The organism is Flavobacterium praedii (genome assembly GCF_026810365.1).
Lineage (GTDB): Bacteria > Bacteroidota > Bacteroidia > Flavobacteriales > Flavobacteriaceae > Flavobacterium > Flavobacterium praedii.
Genome location: NZ_CP113948.1, coordinates 1,441,914 through 1,459,590 on the forward strand (window position 1 = coordinate 1,441,914; position 17,677 = coordinate 1,459,590).

Here is a 17,677-nt window from a genome sequence, read left to right on the forward strand (position 1 = left end):
AAACTTGAAAATTAGAACGCTGAAAGAGCCAGCCACTAACACACGCTACAAGCAATTTGGGCATTTGGCTTAATTTGAAGTTGGTTTTGTGTCAGGAAGATTTGGCAAATCCGAAAATAGGGCTTAATTTAGTCCCAAACTTCTTGTAGCGCGGGAACGTTATAGGGCAGTTGAGCCGATTACGCAGATAAAATAATTAGAAAATAAGCATTTGTTTCCGCCGAAAGTTTATAAAGCAGAAGCGTGAAAAGTTGGATTTTACCAACAGAAACTTGAAAAGTTAAAACCTGAAAAGTTGAAACCTGAAAAGCAGAAGCGTGAAAATTAGAATTTGACAGCTGAAACTTGAAAGTTATGCGTAATTTGAATTAACTAACAACAAAAAGTTTAAATGGAATACTGGCTAAAACATTTATTTTCATATTTTTTGACATCTGTTTTAAGTAACATTATTTTTGTAATCTATCTAAAAACAACTAATTATTCTGGAGGCGAAATTGGAATGGCGCCATTTATAACAATGTTGAATGTAAGCATAACATTTGCTATTTCGTTAGTAATATTAATTTGTCTAAGAATATTTCGTGTTAAAGTTTCTATTTTTATAAGTTTAGCAATTTTTAGCTTGGTGTCAACTTCAGTTCTTTTCACTTATTTTAAAATAAAACCATTTGAAGGGTATCTATCAGATGTTTACTTAATGGCTTTATTGAGTGTAATTGTTGCTAGCTTATTAACTTGCTTAATTTTTTTAATTAAGAAAAACATCGCGTAACTTAGATGCTACACGAAACGTTGGAATTTAACCGCAGAAACTTGAAAAATTAGATTTTGCCAACAGAAGCGTAAAAGTTTTGTGTGAAAATCGTAATTTCGATAAAACAACCGCCCTATAACACACGCTACAAGCAATTTGGGTTTTAGGCTTTATTTGAAATTGGTTTTGTATTTGGGAGATTTGGCAAATCCGAATAATGGGCTTAATTTAGTCCCAAACTCCGTGTAGCGCGGGGACGTTAGCTGTGATTTTAACCAACGACAATGCTAAAATTTAAACATCAAATATTAGAACTTAAAAATCAAAAACTTGTAACAATTAGACAAGCTGAAATTGACGATGCCGAAAAATTACTTAATTGTATAAAAACATATATTCCTCAAAGTGATTACATTCCAAAACTTGGACAAGAAATCAAAATGACAATTGAACAAGAAAAGGAATGGATAAACTCTTTCTTGACAAATGATAATTCTTTGCTTTTAGTCGCAGAATATGACAATGAAATAATTGGAAATATTGACTTAACTGGAAATCGGAGAAAAATTATGGAACATACAGCTGTTATTGGAATGGGAATATTAAAAGAATGGAGGAATTCTGGACTTGGTAGGATATTATTAAAATCGACAATCGAATGGGCTAAACACAATTCGATTGTAGAATTGATTTGGCTACAAGTTTATACAGAAAATGAACTAGGACTAAATCTATATCGAAAAATGGGATTTGAAGAAAGTGGAATAATAAAAAACTTTTTCAAGCAAGATGGCAGATATTTTGACAATTTAACAATGACAATGAACGTGAAATAAAAACCACAGCTAACAGCCACTACAACGGATTTGGGCATTGGGCTTAATGGAAAGTTGGTTTTGTATTTGGAAGATTTGGCAAATCCGAAAAATGGTCTTAATTTAATCCCAAACCCGCTGTAGTGCCAGAACGTTGGCGGTAATTGCGACATATTTACTCTTAAATTGAACCCTTCAGCTAATGGAATAAAGTAAAAATATGGATGAATATCAGAAAAGCATAAATGGTAAATAATTATTTTCAGAACATTAAAGAGGCATTAATAAAAAAATTGCTTTTTAAACTTAAAATACAATAACTATGAACTCTGCGAAAAAACAGAAAATAATTTTAATAGTAATTCCGTTGATATTTATTGCTAGTCTCTACTGTAGAAGTGATGTTTGCTATGTTGAAAATTACTATTTGATAGCTACATTTACTACTATTCTATTAATAGCAAGTGCTATTAAATTAAAACTCAATAAGCTGTTTACAAGATTATATTTATCCCTTATCTTTTTTTTGTGGGTTTTACTTTCCCTTACTGTATACGCCTATTTCACTCAATTCGTTCAACATTATACGCCATGTAATTGGGTATTTAGACTTTTTTTTGAATAAGTAAAAAAGTAACTACCGCCAACACACGCTACAAGCAATTTGGGGATTTGGCTTAATTTGAAGTTGGTTTTGTATTTGGAAGATTTGGCAAATCCGAAAAATGGGCTTAATTTAGTCCCAAACTGCTTGTAGCGCGGGGACGTTAGCGGTCAGCTTGAAACCGAAACGGAGAATATAAAATTAAACAAATAGAAAAATGATTGAAGCACTTGTATCTGGATTAATATTAATGATTGTTAGCGGAGTTGCTTTTATAGCATATAACCATCCAGATTTTTATGAAAGAAAGATAAATGCTGTCTTATTTTTTGTGTTTTCAGTTTTTATTTGTTTAGTTATTTATAATTCAACTCTTGAAAAATCTTTTTCTTTAATTGAAAAATACATTCCAAAAGAAAAAAGAAGTATTGCTTATAATTTATTATTAGAAAGTAAAATTTCCGACAAATATGTTTATGGTGGATATTTGGTTATTACTTTATACTTGTGTTTTCTTGGTCTATTGAAAATAATTAGAAATAAGACTTAGAATAAAACCAATTAGAAAAGTGATAATGCAGAATTTTATTAAATCAATTTTATCTTTTTTTTTCATAATTAAATAGTTTTAAAAAATGCTTCCGACTTTGAAATGGCGCGGAAGCAAAACCGAAATTCAGTGAATAAAAAAGCCGAACCGCTAACACACGCTACAAGCAATTTGGGTATTAGGCTTAATTTGAAATTGGTTTTGTATTTGGAAGATTTGGCAAATCCGAAAATAGGGCTTAATTTAGTCCCAAACTACTTGTAGCGCGGGGACGTTGGCAGTAATTATTCGACGAATCCGATTTTAAAAGATATTTTTGTTTAAATTTGTAGTATGGGAATTATTGACAATAATATAGATAACTTAAAAAAGCTTTGTGTAATATACAATGTGGAAAAAATGTATCTATTTGGTTCATCCCTGAATTCCAGCTTTAACGAAAAAAGCGATGTTGATTTATTAGTTAAGTTTAAGCAAATTGAACTTTCAAAATATTTTGACAACTACATAAACTTCAAAGAAAAATTAGAGTCTTTATTTGGTCGAGAAGTTGACCTACTTGAAGAACAGACTTTAAAAAATCCAATCTTAATTAAATCAATCGACAATTCAAAAGAACTAATTTATGGATGAAAGGATTCTTAAATGGTTGTTTGATATAAAAATGTCCATTGATGAAATAAACGAGTTCTTCCATAATGAAGAGAAAGATTTTTTCAAATATCGAAGTAACTTAATGCGTAAAAGAGCTGTTGAAAGAAATCTTGAAATTATTGGCGAAGCAATCAACCGAATAATTACTCGAGATGATTCTTTTGTTGATAAAATATCAAACGCAAAAGCAATTATTGGACTCAGAAATCATGTGATTCATGCTTATGATAATGTTTCTGACGAGAATATTTGGTCAATCTTAATCAATCACTTACCGAAATTGAAAATAGAGATTGACAATTTAATCCAAAAAGAAGAAAAATAACTACTGCCAACACACGCTACAACGGATTTGGGCAATTGGCTTAATGGAAAGTTGTTTTTGTATTTGGGATGATTTGGCAAATCCGAAAATAGGGCTTAATTTAGTCCCAAACCCGCTGTAGCGCGGGAACGTTACCAGCAATGCAAAAAAAACGAAGTAAATGAAGTGGTTTAAAAGGTTAATAATAAGCGTTTTAATATTATTATTTTTCTGTATCTTACTTTATAAACCCGATGGAATCAATTTAGAGGGGAATTGGGAAGCTAAAGAAATAGTATTAGATAACAAGAAAATATATCCAGATTTATTAGCTACTATTATAGATTTTCCGCCTCAAATTATAATTAACGGTTGGACAAAATCAATTACAATTCCAGTAGAGAGAAATAATATAAGTGCAAGTTTACAATATGTTGAAAGTATAAAAGGAAACTATAAAATAAAGTTATCTTCAAGTGAGAAATCATTGAATGGAACTTTTGATTTAATAGTCGATACCTTAGATATTGGACCACAAGCTTATATTGTAAATGTAAAATTAAAGTCAAACAAGACATTAATACATTTTCAAAGAACTGTAATTATTCCTCCTTGGAAACCACCATTTCCGAAGAGAGGTCAAGTATAAATAAATGCACAGCTGGTAACAGCCACTACAACGGATTTGGGCATTTGGCTTAATGGGAAAATGGTTTTGTATTTGGGATGATTTGGCAAATCCGAAAATAGGGCTTAATTTAGTCCCAAACCCGCTGTAGTGCCAGAACGTTGGCGGTCAGTTTAGCCGAACGAAACGAAATTAAAAGTATGAATATAATCGAAAAATATAACATCGAAATTTTTACTGATAAAACTTATGAAGTTGGTTCTGCTGAAAATACAAATAAATATGATTCTGAATATTTAGAAGCTGAAAATAAATACAACTCAACTTTTGTTGGTATAAAAATATACGAAAACAAACAATTAATAAAAAGTGCAATTATTGGCTCCGAAGGCGGAAACTCAGGAATAAGCGAAAACTCAAAAATTATTGAAAAAAACAGAATTTTAATATGCTGTGCTGATAAAATATTCTGTTTATCGTTTCCTGAATTAAACCTTTTATGGAAAACTAAAGCAGACCAAATAAGTTGTTTTGAAATTTTTAAAAAGGATAATTTTTATATAGTTCACGGAGAAACAGAAATTTCAAAGTTGGATGAAAACGGAATGATATTGTGGCAGAAAGGTGGAGCTGATATATTTACTACGATTAGTGGAAAAGATGATTTTGAACTAAACGAAAAATATATAATTGCTACAGATTGGGAAAACAGAACTTATAAATTTGATTATGACGGAAATGAATTTACAGATATGAAACAATTTCCTTGGAATAAATAAAAAACCGAACCGCCAACACACGCTACAAGCAATTTGGGGATTTGGCTTAATGGAAAAATTGGTTTGTAATTGGAAGATTTGGCAAATCCGAAAGATAACGCTTATTTAGCCCCAAACTTCTTGTAGCGCGAGAACGTTAGCGATTATTGTTCCGTTGAAATCGAGCAATTTACGTTAATAAGAAAGAAAAAATGGAAACTAATCTGCTCCTACTCTGCCGGCAAAAATCGAACGGAATTGTTTGCGGATTTTGAAAGTCGAGTTTCAAAATGGAATTTGAAAGTCGATTTTTTTTGCGGACTTTTTTCGCCGATTTTTTTTGAGGTTTAAGAGGAATTTTATTCTCCTGATTTTTGGATTGCTTGAAAGTGTTTTCGGGACGGATTTTGAAAGTGGATAAACTTCCGCAATTGGAATGGATTATTGGAATCGATAATCAGAGGTGCTTAACTAGTGTGTCACAACAATCGCTAACACACGCTACAAGCAATTTGGGGATTTGGGTTAATTTAAAGTTGGTTTTGTGTCAGGAAGATTTGGCAAATCCGAAAATAGGGCTTAATTTAGTCCCAAACTGCTTTTAGCGCGGGGACGTTAGGCAACATTATAACAAAATCAGGAAACATAAGAAATGAAGAAAACAATAAAATTATTATTAATTACTTTACTTGTTATATTTTGCTCTTGTGAATCCTATACAGCTTCGTCCATAATTAATTCTTCTGAAAGGAATCTTTATCTAAAAATACAATACGATAAAGATACTATTGAAAAATATTTGGGAATAAAAATACAAAACGATGAAGACACAATTAAAAAATTCTTAGGAGGAACAGACCCTTTTAATGCATTATTCGTCGAAGAAAATTCACAGAAAGATATGTTCATAAAAGTAGACTCTTTGAATTGCTTAATAGATGTTAAAATTACACCGAAAGATACTTTTGAAATCTGTGTAAATCGTGGTTCAGAACCAATATTTGAATACATTAAAAATATTAAGATTTTTGGCAAAGACACCATTTTACTGCAAAACAGAGAAGAAATGCAAAAAGTTTTTCAAAAAGAAAGAACAGGAAAATTTGAACTTATAATTAAATAACGTTGCCTAACAGCTACTACAACGGATTTGGGTAATTGGCTTAATGGAGAGTTGGTTTTGTATTTGGGATGATTTGGCAAATCCGAAGAATGGGCTTAATTTAGTCCCAAACCCGCTGTAGTACCAGAACGTTACCAGTAACCCTATGACAACATTATATTACAAAAGACATTTTAACGAAAGTCGGATTGAAAAATTCGAAACTTGGGGAACTTGTGACTATTATCTTGAATCAAATCAGAAAGGAGAAATACTTCGACAAATTGAAGTTTATGAAAATGGAAAAATATTAAAATATAGTGAAGAATTAATAGAAGATGAGTTTGGATTTCTTGCAGACCAAAAAATCGACCTTTTAGAATTTGAAAAATTCATTATAAACAAAAAAGACTTTGAATATCAATGGGAAAAGTGATCAATTATATTGTAGGTGATGCTACAAATCCGAAAATAATCGGTAATAAAATCATTGTCCATATTTGTAATGACATTGGAGGTTGGGGAAAAGGATTTGTAATGGCAATTTCTAAACGTTGGGCAGAACCTGAGAAAAAATATAGGGAGTGGTTTAAATCACAAGACAACTTCTTACTTGGACAAATACAGTTTGTAAGAGTTGAAGAGGATATTTGGATTGCAAATTTAATTGGACAGCATAGAATAAATATAGATGAAAATGGTAATGCTCCAATTCGTTACGATGCGATAAAAATTGGACTTGAAAAAGTTGCCCAATTTGCAAAAGAAAATAATACATCTGTCCACATGCCAAGAATTGGTTGCGGACTTGCAGGTGGAACTTGGGATAAAATAGAACCGCTAATACAGGAATCTTTACTGAACAATGAAATCGAAACTTATGTTTATGACATTAAGTGAGTAAAAGGGCTACTGGTAACAGCCACTACAACGGATTTGGGCATTGGGCTTAATGGAAATATGGTTTTGTATTTGGATGATTTGGCAAATCCGAAAAATGATCTTAATTTAATCCCAAACCCGCTGTAGTGCCAGAACGTTAGTGGCAAGCGCCCGTGTGAAAACCAGAAAATTCAGGAATCTAACGCAACAAATGAGAAATTACATAAATATATTAGAAGAAATTGACGCAAAACTCAAACATACAGAATTTGAAAATTTTAGAATTGAGATTGAAATTCCATTTCGTAATTATTGTTCAGCGCTTGAAATTTGTTATGAAGTAAAGTCTAAAATGCAGAGTTTTGAACAGAAAAATAAAAAAATAAGAACCATAATTGGAACTCAAATTGATGAATTTTACGAATATTGTAAATTCAATAAAATTTAACGAATAATGTATATCAGCGAAAAACATATAATTTACATTTATCCAATTTTGTTCATACTATTAGTTTTACCTATATTGCTAAAATCACGAAAAGTAAATTTATTTAATAATTTCACCTTTGACAATTTAGTAGTAATTCTAAATAAATCTATTAAACATCAATTTTATATTGGAATAGTTGCCTTAATAATATCATCTATTATCGACAAAATATTTTATGGAAATATAAACAGATAAGGAAATATTTTTACTGCCCTATTTATAGAAACAACTTATTATTATATTGTATTGGGAATATTTGTGTATTTACCAATTGTTGGCTTTTTAAATTTGATTAATTTTGGAAAACAGAAATTGAAAAACAGAAATAACTGAAGCGAAAAGTCGAGTAGGTAAAGGGGAATCTCACCCCTAAACCTCTCACAGAACCGTACGTGAACCTCTCGATTCATACGGCTCTTCTTAATTCAAGTCTTTTAAGGTCTGAAGCCTTCGTATTGCCAATGTTCAAACAGGTTTGGAAAGTCTCTTGATAACTTTTGAAGATATTTATACCCTACGTACCAAGGTTTCCTTCTGAAACGACGGTATTTGTTTCGTATCCATTTGGTCAGGCGAAGATGCAGAACCTTGAAAAGTTTCCGCATTTCGCTCATTCGGAACTTGCCATAGTAATTTATCCAGCCTCGGAGTTTGAGCCTTAGTAGTTCCGCAATTTTACTTATCGGAAATTGAACCCATCGATGAAAATTCATTTCTTGGAGTTCTTTGACTATTCTGCTCCTACTCTTTTGGCTCATTGCAGGCGAAAATCCTAATCTGATTTTCCCCCGTTCTTTCACTACTCGTGGCTTAAAGGTGTAACCTAAGAAGTCGAACTTTTGATACCTTACCTTAAATGGTGGTTGGCGTTTTTGATTGCTTCGGCAATAGACGATTTTGGATTTCTCTTGGTTTAATTCCAATTTGCAATCTCGCAATCGCTCTTTTATTGACTGCATCAACCCTAACGCCTGCTTGATACTCTTGCAGTGAAGCACAATATCATCTGCATACCTTTGGAAAGGTGTAGTTGGACTTGTTTGGGTTATCCATTTATCAAACACTATATCCATAAAGATGTTGGCAAGTACAGGACTGATTACTCCGCCTTGTGGCGTGCCTTTTCCCTCTGGGTGTTTGATGGTTCCGTCTGCTAGCTGAACTGGTGCATTGAGCCAGCGTTTTACATACATCAAAATATGTTTCTCTTGCGTGTAAAACTGTACTGCTTTTAGCAATAATTCGTGATCAATGTTATCGAAAAACCCTTTGATGTCCAAATCAATTACCCAACTGTATTTCATACTGTTGATACGGCATTGCTCTAGGGCATCGTGTGCCGATTTATTTGGTCTATAACCAAAACTGCTCGGATGGAAGTGTTTCTCTACTATTTGCTCCAATTCGGTAGCAATTACCTGTTGGGCAACTCTATCGACTATGGTAGGAATACCCAATGGACGCATTTTTCCATCGCTTTTGGGTATCAAAACTTGTCTGACGGCTTTGGGATAGTAACTCCCACTTGCCATTCTATTCCACATTGGGTACAGATATTTGCGAGTGTTTTTGGTTACTGCTTCGATGGTTACTCCATCTACTCCACTAGCCCCTTTGTTGGCTTTTACTCTCTTAAAAGCTTCTTGTACCTGCAACTTACTTATCGGTTGCGACTTGGGTTGTTCATTAAAAATCATCCTTAAATTGCTTTAAGTTGTTATACAATAAATCAACTAATTAAGTGAAGTCCTTCGCTCGCAGGGTCATTACTCCTACTCTCTTGGATATTTTCGCTACTACGACTTCATCCGTCCCAAGAACTAAACATTGCTACTTTCTGCCTTTTCCGCTCTGGGATTTTTGACATTTTTGCTTGTCATTTTAGTCTTGGTTCTCCTGTTCCCTACTAGAGCCTGGTTATAGTTCTTGCCCTCTTTATGCCGTGTGCCATGTAGCCAGTAATCAGGTTTTCCGCTACACTCTGTCTCGCTGGGTCGCTGACCCCATAGATTTTGACACAGTAAAAGTTATTTTCGACACCTCAATAAGGGTTTGCTTGCGCTCAACTCCTATAACCGCACCATACAGCTACTCAACATACAAACGTTGGCACTGCTTTGACCTTGACGCTCAATACCAAATTCTCTTTAAATCAGCACCTCAAGGCGGTTTGAAAACAACTCCTGAAAGTCCTATCCGATAGTCCAATTCTTTACTTGTAATCCTTTGTGAGACCTCCACGCTTCTTGGCGTGGCTCGTTTCTGAACACTCATAAAGCCTATCATCTCTAATAAAGTTATGTTGCCTTTTCAAAGAACTTTTATATCTTCGTATCCTAAGGCAACGCAGGACACACAGCCAGCCACTAACACACGCTACAACGGATTTGGGCAATTGGCTTAATGGAAAAATTGGTTTGTATTTGGAAGATTTGGCAAATCCGAAAATTGGGCTTAATTTAGTCCCAAACCCGCTGTAGCGCGAGAACGTTGGTGGCAAGTTGCGCCGAAATTACGCAGGTAAATCCAATTTGAAAATAAACAGTTTTTTCCGCCGCAAGTTTTCAAAGTAGAAGCGTGAAAATTGAAACCTGCCAACAGAAGCGTGAAAAATTGAAACTTGGAAAGCGGAAGCGTGAAAATCGGAATCTGACAGTGGAAGCGTAAAAACAGAAACTTAAAAGTAGTTCGTCTAAAATTGAAAACTGAAAAGCAGCATTATGAAAGTTGGAACTTGCCGTTGAAACGTGAAAAGCAAAACTTGAAAAACACTGCGCCTAAAATTGAAAGCTGAAAAGTAAAAGTGTGAAAATTGGAATCTGAAAAGCAAAAGCGTTATAACTTTGCGGTTATTCGTAATTTCGACAGAACAACCAGCCACCAACACACGCTACAAGCAAGCTGGGCAATTGTCTTAATTTGAAGATAGTTTGTGTTTGATGCATTTGTTTTTAACCGAAAGATTACGCATCTTTAATCCCAGCCTGCGTGTAGCGCGGGGACGTTATGTGATAGTTTGCCAAAAAACCGCAGAAAAAGAATAATAGTAATTGAATATGAAAAACATTCTAGCTCTAACAATTTCGCTAATCTTAGTGTTGATAAATGGTATTATTGGTCATTTTTTCCCACCAAATGGAATTGATTTTACTATAATATTAATTCCAACAATAACAGCAATTATTTGTTTTGCTTCCGAAAATCTGAACTCAATACTTAAAAGTTTATCTGTATCTTTTTTAGTAATCGCAAATGACATTTTAATAAAATTATATTCGGGTGGAACTCACGATTTGGAAGGATTGGAATGGATTCACTTTTTTATGTATTGTGGAATATTAATCGGTCTAATAATTTTGTCGATAAACGTTATGAAAAATAAAAAAGAAAATCTCTACATAAAAATTTTATCGATAATTACATTTCCCTTTTTAATTTATATTTACTTACAATTTTTCTATCAATTAGGATTAGGAAGAAAGTATCCGATTTAAGCTGAAAATTATGATGTTAATATTAAAAAGGAAGCATAACTAACGAGAAAGTCGAGTAGGTAAAGGGGAATCTCACCCCTAAACCTCTCACAGAACCGTACGTGAACCTCTCGATTCATACGGCTCTTCTTAATTCAAGTCTTTTAAGGTCTGAAGCCTTCGTATTGCCAATGTTCAAACAGGTTTGGAAAGTCTCTTGATAACTTTTGAAGATATTTATACCCTACGTACCAAGGTTTCCTTCTGAAACGACGGTATTTGTTTCGTATCCATTTGGTCAGGCGAAGATGCAGAACCTTGAAAAGTTTCCGCATTTCGCTCATTCGGAACTTGCCATAGTAATTTATCCAGCCTCGGAGTTTGAGCCTTAGTAGTTCCGCAATTTTACTTATCGGAAATTGAACCCATCGATGAAAATTCATTTCTTGGAGTTCTTTGACTATTCTGCTCCTACTCTTTTGGCTCATTGCAGGCGAAAATCCTAATCTGATTTTCCCCCGTTCTTTCACTACTCGTGGCCTAAAGGTGTAACCTAAGAAGTCGAACTTTTGATACCTTACCTTAAATGGTGGTTGGCGTTTTTGATTGCTTCGGCAATAGACGATTTTCGACTTTTCTTGGTTTAATTCCAATTTGCAATCTCGCAATCGCTCTTTTATTGCCTGCATCAATCCCAACGCTTGCTTGATGCTTTTGCAATGTAGCACAATATCATCTGCATACCTTTGGAAAGGTGTAGTGGGACTTGTTTGGGTTATCCATTTATCAAACACTATATCCATAAAGATATTGGCAAGTACAGGACTGATTACTCCGCCTTGTGGCGTGCCTTTTCCCTCTGGGTGTTTGATGGTTCCGTCTCCTAGCTGAACTGGTGCATTGAGCCAGCGTTTTACATACATCAAAATATGTTTCTCTTGCGTGTAAAACTGTACTGCTTTTAGCAATAATTCGTGGTCAATGTTATCGAAAAACCCTTTGATGTCCAAATCAATTACCCAACTGTATTTCATACTGTTGATACGGCATTGCTCTAGGGCATCGTGTGCCGATTTATTTGGTCTATAACCAAAACTGCTCGGATGGAAGTGTTTCTCTACTATTTGTTCCAATTCGGTAGCAATTACCTGTTGGGCAACTCTATCGACTATGGTAGGAATACCCAATGGACGCATTTTTCCATCGCTTTTGGGTATCAAAACTTGTCTGACGGCTTTGGGATAGTAACTCCCACTTGCCATTCTATTCCACATTGGGTACAGATATTTGCGAGTGTTTTTGGTTACTGCTTCGATGGTTACTCCATCTACTCCACTAGCCCCTTTGTTGGCTTTTACTCTCTTAAAAGCTTCTTGTACCTGCAACTTACTTATCGGTTGCGACTTGGGTTGTTCATTAAAAATCATCCTTAAATTGCTTTAAGTTGTTATACAATAAATCAACTAATTAAGTGAAGTCCTTCGCTCGCAGGGTCATTACTCCTACTCTCTTGGATATTTTCGCTACTACGACTTCATCCGTCCCAAGAACTAAACATTGCTACTTTCTGCCTTTTCCGCTCTGGGATTTTTGACATTTTTGCTTGTCATTTTAGTCTTGGTTCTCCTGTTCCCTACTAGAGCCTGGTTATAGTTCTTGCCCTCTTTATGCCGTGTGCCATGTAGCCAGTAATCAGGTTTTCCGCTACACTCTGTCTCGCTGGGTCGCTGACCCCATAGATTTTGACACAGTAAAAGTTATTTTCGACACCTCAATAAGGGTTTGCTTGCGCTCAACTACTATAACCGCACCATACAGCTACTCAACATACAAACGTTGGCACTGCTTTGACCTTGACGCTCAATACCAAATTCTCTTTAAATCAGCACCTCAAGGCGGTTTGAAAACAACTCCTGAAAGTCCTATCCGATAGTCCAATTCTTTACTTGTAATCCTTTGTGAGACCTCCACGCTTCTTGGCGTGGCTCGTTTCTGAACACTCATAAAGCCTATCATCTCTAATAAAGTTATGTTGCCTTTTCAAAGAACTTTTATATCTTCGTATCCTAAGGCAACGCAGGACACACAACCATCACATAACAGCCACTACAACGGATTTGGGCATTGGGCTTAATGGAAAAATGGTTTTGTATTTGGAATGATTTGGCAAATCCGAAAATAGAGCTTAATTTAGTCCCAAACCCGCTGTAGTGCCAGAACGTTAGCGATTATTGCTCCGTGGAAATCGAGAAATTTACGTTAATGAGAAAGAAAAAATGGAACCTAATCTGCTTCTAAGCTACTGACGAAAATCGAGCGGAATTAATTGCACCCAACGGGTTTAAGCATATTATAAAACATTAATTATGAATGACATTCAAGATTTAAATATAAAAAAAGAAGTATTACCTATTTTTGATTATTCTCTAAATTCATTCACTAGAAATAAAATCCTTAATTTATTAGAAACATCTCTTATAAGCGAAAGTCAAATTATTGAACGGCAAGATATTCTTAAAAGTTTCATTACTAATATTGAGCTATTTAAAAAATATTCATATGCTGTTCTATATCTAAATGAAGTTCATTTTTTTCTAAATAATTTTAAAATCGAGCAGGTTGAAAGGAAATACCTTTTGTTTTTTAGCCCTAGTACAGACGAGATGTTTTTGAACAATAAAATCCATCAATTAATATTGTTTTTACATAGGCTTGAATCTATTTGCTTTTTAAGACTTAATTTAAGAGATTTCCCTGAAACATATAGAACCGATTTAAAAAGAATTTTAACTTTTCTTTCTTTTTTCCAGTTAAATAAATATGAAAAAATTATTAGAGAGAAGAAGTGGAAAAATAAGGATAGTAAAGAAATAATAGCTATAATTTTAAAACAAAAGTCAGAAAATAGTATCCAAACTTTTTGGCAAGATCTTTTTTTGTTTGAAAGCTATTTATCTATTAGTAGAGCTATTGTCGATAAAAACTTTGTTTTCCCTACTTTTGAAAAAAACAGTATAACTCTTAATGATTTTTATCATCCGCTAATTAAAAATCCGATTAAATATAGCTTTACATCTTCCACTAATATTATTATATTGAATGGACCAAACATGTCAGGAAAATCAACTTTCTTGAAATCCGTTAGCTTATGTGTATATTTAGGAAATCTTGGTTTTGGAATTCCAGCATCAACAGCGAAAATTCCATTTTGTACTGATTTTTCAATAGGAATTAGTAAGCGTGATGATATTTTAAGTGGTTACAGTCTTTTTATGACAGAAATCATGAGTCTTAAAAATATTCTTTTGAAAGCAGTCGAAGGAAAAAGATGTTTTGTTGTTTTTGATGAACTTTTTAGCGGAACAAATATTGAAGATGCCTTGGAAATATGCACCACCACAATAAATGGTGTTAGTTTTTATTCTAATTCATTTTTTTTTATTTCTACACACATTCAAGAACTAAAAAATCTTACTAGTACTAATATTTCAACTTATTATTTAGACTGTGAGATAATTAATAATACACCTACTTTTACATATAAACTAAAAAAAGGGTGGTCAGAAATTAAGGTTGGAAGAATTTTATTTGAAAAAGCAGGTTTAAATAAACTATTAAATTCTAAAATTTAATCTATAATCAATTGGAATGGATTATTGGAATCGGTAATCAGAGGTGCTTAACTAGTGTGTCACAACAATCGCTAACACACGCTACAAGCAATTTGGGTATTAGGCTTAATTTGAAGTTGGTTTTGTATTTGGAAGATTTGGCAAATCCGAAAATAGGGCTTAATTTAGTCCCAAACTACTTGTAGCGCGGGGACGTTGGCGGTCATTCTTGCCGAAAAACGCGAAAATAAAATCAAGAAATATAAATTTATAAAAAAGTTTAAAATAAAAATGAACCTAAAACTATTAATCAAAATAAACGTCATAATGAAAATATTGATTCTTATTTTCTTACTTCAACCATCTAATCTTCTTTTCGGACAAACTTCTAAAAATGAAAATCTTGTATTTTGGAGTTCGACAAGAAAACTAACAACTGACGACTTTGTAATTAAAACAAAGAACGGAGAAACTAATCCTTCCTTTGCTCAATTTTCTGTAGACTATCAAGTTAGTGGATTTGATTTTATGACAAAAAACTTCAATAAAAAAGTTCGTAACTATTTCATTAAATCTGCTTCTTGGATTGATACAACATCTAATGTTTCAAATTCACTTCGTTACGAACAAACACTTTTTGATATGTGCGAAATCTATACTCGACAGTTTAGAAAAGCACTAAAAGAGAACAGAAAGAAAATTGCTTCTGGAACACAGTTCGTCGACGAGTTAAATCAAAAAGTAATGACTGATTTTGCTAATCGCAGAGTTGTATATAACGGAGAGTCAAACTTCGGACAAATCTCAGAAAAACAGACAGAATGGGAATTACAGATACAAAGTGAACTGAATGAATTAAAAGAGTTTGCAAACGAGTGATAAATAAAAAAGAACGAACCGCCAACACACGCTACAAGCAATTTGGGTTTTAGGCTTAATTTGAAGTTGGTTTTGTATTTGGAAGATTTGGCAAATCCGAATAATGGGCTTAATTTAGTCCCAAACTACTTGTAGCGCGGGAACGTTGGCAGATATAGCCCCGCGCCGAAAATAAACAACGAAAAATTTGCAAATAAAGTAACTTTTAAGTTACCTTTGAAAAATGAAAGTACGTGAAGTTATAGCATATGAAAATCACTTTGAAAGTTTTCTCTTGGAACAACCAAAAAAAGTTCAAGATAAAATATTCAAAATAATTGAAGCTATCGAAACTTTAGAAAGAGTTCCTTCAAACTATTTGAAATCAATGGAAGGAACAAACGGCTTATATGAAGCACGAATCCAACTTGGTTCTAATATTTGGAGAGTGTTTTGTTTCTTTGATAATGGGAAACTTGTAATTCTATTAAATGGCTTTCAAAAGAAAACGCAGAAAACTCCAAAAAATGAAATTGAAAAAGCTTTGCGTTTAATGACAAAATATTACAACGAAAAATCTAAATAATTATGGAAACTAAAAGTTGGAAAGAAATTAAAAATGAAGTTTACGGCGAAAAAGGAACTGTAAGACGTGATGAACTTGAAAGAGAATTTCAAGGTTTTAAGATTGGTTTGCTTTTGAAAAAAGCGCGTGAGGAAAAGCATTTGACACAAACTGAATTGGGCGATTTAGTTGCAAAAAAAAGAGAATATATTTCTAGAATTGAAAATAACGGAAGTAATTTAACTCTTAAAACTTTATATGACATAGTTGAAAAAGGACTTGGAGGAAAAGTAAAAATCCAAATCGAAATATAAAGCTACATCTGCCAACACACGCTACAAGCAATTTGGGTATTAGGCTTAATTTGAAGTTGGTTTTGTATTTGGAAGATTTGGCAAATCCGAAGAATGGGCTTAATTTAGTCCCAAACTGCTTGTAGCGCGAGAACGTTACTGGAGACTAGTGCGAAATTACGCAGATAAAAACAATCGGAAAATCGAGATTCTAATACGCAAGAAATGCAGAAGCTTGAAAGTTGGAAATTATTTGTGGAAACTTGAAAAACTGAAACTCGAAAATTGGAACTTAGTTGCAGGCGAAAGCGGACAATCGAAGCGCCTATGAAAAACTGAACGACTGAACTTTGAAATTTCTAGCGGAAAGTAGAATCTGAAATTGGAGTCGAATAACGAAACGTGCCGAAGCTGGAAAAATAGAATATATAAACTAAAAACTGAAACTTGAAAATCCGAACTTGCCGAAGTGAAACTAAAAATTGATACTTGATAAATTGGGACGAACTAAAGTAATTCCGCCCAAAACTAGCCTCCAGTAACACACGCTATAAGCAATTTGGGGATTTGGCTTAATTTAAAGTTGGTTTTGCGTCAGAAACATTTGGCTAATCCGAAAATAGGGCTTAATTTAGTCCCAAACTGCTTTTAGCGCGGGGACGTTAGCCGTCATTATACCAAAAATCGTAAAAAATCAACTTTACAAAATGGAAAACGAAAAAACATTCAGAACTAAAACAGGATTTTGTCATATTTTATCAGACAAAATAATTTTGACAAGAGACGGAATAATTGGAAATGTTGCGAAAATAACTGTCGGAAATGGAATCTCTAGAACCTTATTAATTTACTCTACAATTTCAATTTTCTTACTATATTCAGCTTATTCAAGTTTACAAAAGGGAGAAAATGTTTCAGTTTTATTCTTTGGCTTATTAGCAATATTCTTAATTTACGGAATTATAAAAAGTATTAATAATTCTGCAACTCCAATAATAGAAAGAAGTAAAATAAAAGAAGCGAAATTTATAAATGCAAAAGTTGGACTAACACGTTCAAGATTTGAAATTTTGTTTGAAGACGAAAATGGAAAATTAAAAAAGCGTTTGATAATGCTTCCAGGTTCATTAAACGACGGAACAAACGAAACAGAAAAAGCGTTGACGATAATGAAAAGTGAAAGAATATTAGCATCTTAAGGAAATAACGCCGGCTAACACACGCTACAAGCAAGCTGGGCAATTGGCTTAATTTGAAAATAGTTTGTGTTTGATACATTTGTTTTTAACCGAAAGATTACGCATCTTTAATCCCAGCCTGCGTGTAGCGCGGG

At 33.5% G+C, this 17,677-nt stretch carries 19 protein-coding genes; 16 read left to right on the forward strand and 3 right to left on the reverse strand.

Annotation, left to right across the window (positions count from 1 at the left end):
• Positions 1–480 precede the first annotated feature (480 nt).
• Positions 481–651 carry a hypothetical protein gene (locus tag OYT91_RS06135; RefSeq protein WP_281239934.1) on the reverse strand — a complete coding sequence of 57 codons (171 nt, stop codon included), beginning with the start codon at positions 649–651 and terminating at the stop codon, positions 481–483.
• Positions 652–1,041: 390 nt separating this feature from the next.
• Between OYT91_RS06135 and OYT91_RS06140 the strand changes: the two genes are divergently transcribed.
• From OYT91_RS06140 to OYT91_RS06185, 10 genes are all read left to right on the forward strand, one after another.
• Positions 1,042–1,593, forward strand: a complete 552-nt coding sequence (locus tag OYT91_RS06140) for a GNAT family N-acetyltransferase (protein WP_281239935.1) — start codon at positions 1,042–1,044, stop codon at positions 1,591–1,593.
• Between the two features lie 800 nt (positions 1,594–2,393).
• Entirely contained in the window at positions 2,394–2,726 is a 333-nt protein-coding gene (locus tag OYT91_RS06145) for a hypothetical protein (protein ID WP_281239936.1), read from the forward strand.
• A gap of 333 nt (positions 2,727–3,059) precedes the next feature.
• A complete protein-coding gene (locus tag OYT91_RS06150; protein ID WP_264563944.1) occupies positions 3,060–3,359 on the forward strand; it encodes a nucleotidyltransferase family protein in 300 nt (99 codons plus the stop codon).
• A complete protein-coding gene (locus tag OYT91_RS06155) occupies positions 3,352–3,705 on the forward strand; it encodes a HepT-like ribonuclease domain-containing protein (protein ID WP_264563943.1) in 354 nt (117 codons plus the stop codon). Before OYT91_RS06150 ends, OYT91_RS06155 begins: the two co-directional genes overlap by 8 nt.
• A gap of 160 nt (positions 3,706–3,865) precedes the next feature.
• On the forward strand, positions 3,866–4,333 hold the full coding sequence (locus OYT91_RS06160; RefSeq protein WP_281239937.1) for a hypothetical protein: 468 nt from the start codon (positions 3,866–3,868) through the stop codon (positions 4,331–4,333).
• A gap of 179 nt (positions 4,334–4,512) precedes the next feature.
• Complete coding sequence (locus tag OYT91_RS06165) at positions 4,513–5,091, forward strand: hypothetical protein (protein ID WP_281239938.1); 579 nt, start codon at positions 4,513–4,515, stop codon at positions 5,089–5,091.
• Between the two features lie 631 nt (positions 5,092–5,722).
• On the forward strand, positions 5,723–6,193 hold the full coding sequence (locus OYT91_RS06170; protein ID WP_269222598.1) for a hypothetical protein: 471 nt from the start codon (positions 5,723–5,725) through the stop codon (positions 6,191–6,193).
• Positions 6,194–6,338: 145 nt separating this feature from the next.
• The gene (locus OYT91_RS06175) at positions 6,339–6,608 is read left to right on the forward strand and encodes a hypothetical protein (RefSeq protein WP_269222599.1); all 270 of its coding nucleotides are present in this window, start codon (positions 6,339–6,341) and stop codon (positions 6,606–6,608) included.
• Positions 6,605–7,072 (forward strand): macro domain-containing protein, encoded by a 468-nt coding sequence (locus OYT91_RS06180; RefSeq protein WP_269224624.1) that lies wholly within the window; start codon positions 6,605–6,607, stop codon positions 7,070–7,072. The genes OYT91_RS06175 and OYT91_RS06180 overlap by 4 nt, the downstream gene beginning before the upstream one ends.
• Positions 7,073–7,265: 193 nt before the next feature.
• Positions 7,266–7,502, forward strand: coding sequence for a hypothetical protein (locus tag OYT91_RS06185; protein WP_281239939.1), 237 nt, complete (start codon positions 7,266–7,268; stop codon positions 7,500–7,502).
• 476 nt (positions 7,503–7,978) lie between these two features.
• Here the strand turns inward: OYT91_RS06185 and ltrA (OYT91_RS06190) are convergent, their stop codons facing one another.
• Entirely contained in the window at positions 7,979–9,241 is a 1,263-nt protein-coding gene (ltrA, locus tag OYT91_RS06190; protein ID WP_281239940.1) for a group II intron reverse transcriptase/maturase, read from the reverse strand.
• 1,359 nt (positions 9,242–10,600) lie between these two features.
• Between ltrA (OYT91_RS06190) and OYT91_RS06195 the strand changes: the two genes are divergently transcribed.
• On the forward strand, positions 10,601–11,038 hold the full coding sequence (locus OYT91_RS06195; protein ID WP_281239941.1) for a hypothetical protein: 438 nt from the start codon (positions 10,601–10,603) through the stop codon (positions 11,036–11,038).
• Between the two features lie 143 nt (positions 11,039–11,181).
• Here the strand turns inward: OYT91_RS06195 and ltrA (OYT91_RS06200) are convergent, their stop codons facing one another.
• The gene (ltrA, locus tag OYT91_RS06200) at positions 11,182–12,444 is read right to left on the reverse strand and encodes a group II intron reverse transcriptase/maturase (protein WP_281239942.1); all 1,263 of its coding nucleotides are present in this window, start codon (positions 12,442–12,444) and stop codon (positions 11,182–11,184) included.
• Positions 12,445–13,383: 939 nt separating this feature from the next.
• On the opposite strand from ltrA (OYT91_RS06200), the gene OYT91_RS06205 reads away from it, so the two are divergent.
• From OYT91_RS06205 to OYT91_RS06225, 5 genes are all read left to right on the forward strand, one after another.
• Positions 13,384–14,649 carry a MutS-related protein gene (locus OYT91_RS06205; RefSeq protein ID WP_281239943.1) on the forward strand — a complete coding sequence of 422 codons (1,266 nt, stop codon included), beginning with the start codon at positions 13,384–13,386 and terminating at the stop codon, positions 14,647–14,649.
• Between the two features lie 306 nt (positions 14,650–14,955).
• Positions 14,956–15,507: a hypothetical protein gene (locus OYT91_RS06210; protein WP_281239944.1), complete on the forward strand. Its 552-nt coding sequence runs from the start codon at positions 14,956–14,958 to the stop codon at positions 15,505–15,507.
• A gap of 223 nt (positions 15,508–15,730) precedes the next feature.
• Complete coding sequence (locus tag OYT91_RS06215) at positions 15,731–16,072, forward strand: type II toxin-antitoxin system RelE/ParE family toxin (protein ID WP_281239945.1); 342 nt, start codon at positions 15,731–15,733, stop codon at positions 16,070–16,072.
• A gap of 2 nt (positions 16,073–16,074) precedes the next feature.
• Complete coding sequence (locus OYT91_RS06220; RefSeq protein ID WP_034100191.1) at positions 16,075–16,365, forward strand: type II toxin-antitoxin system RelB family anti-toxin; 291 nt, start codon at positions 16,075–16,077, stop codon at positions 16,363–16,365.
• A 686-nt stretch (positions 16,366–17,051) separates the two neighbouring features.
• On the forward strand, positions 17,052–17,543 hold the full coding sequence (locus tag OYT91_RS06225) for a phosphoribosylaminoimidazolesuccinocarboxamide synthase (protein ID WP_281239946.1): 492 nt from the start codon (positions 17,052–17,054) through the stop codon (positions 17,541–17,543).
• The last annotated feature ends 134 nt before the right edge of the window (positions 17,544–17,677 follow it).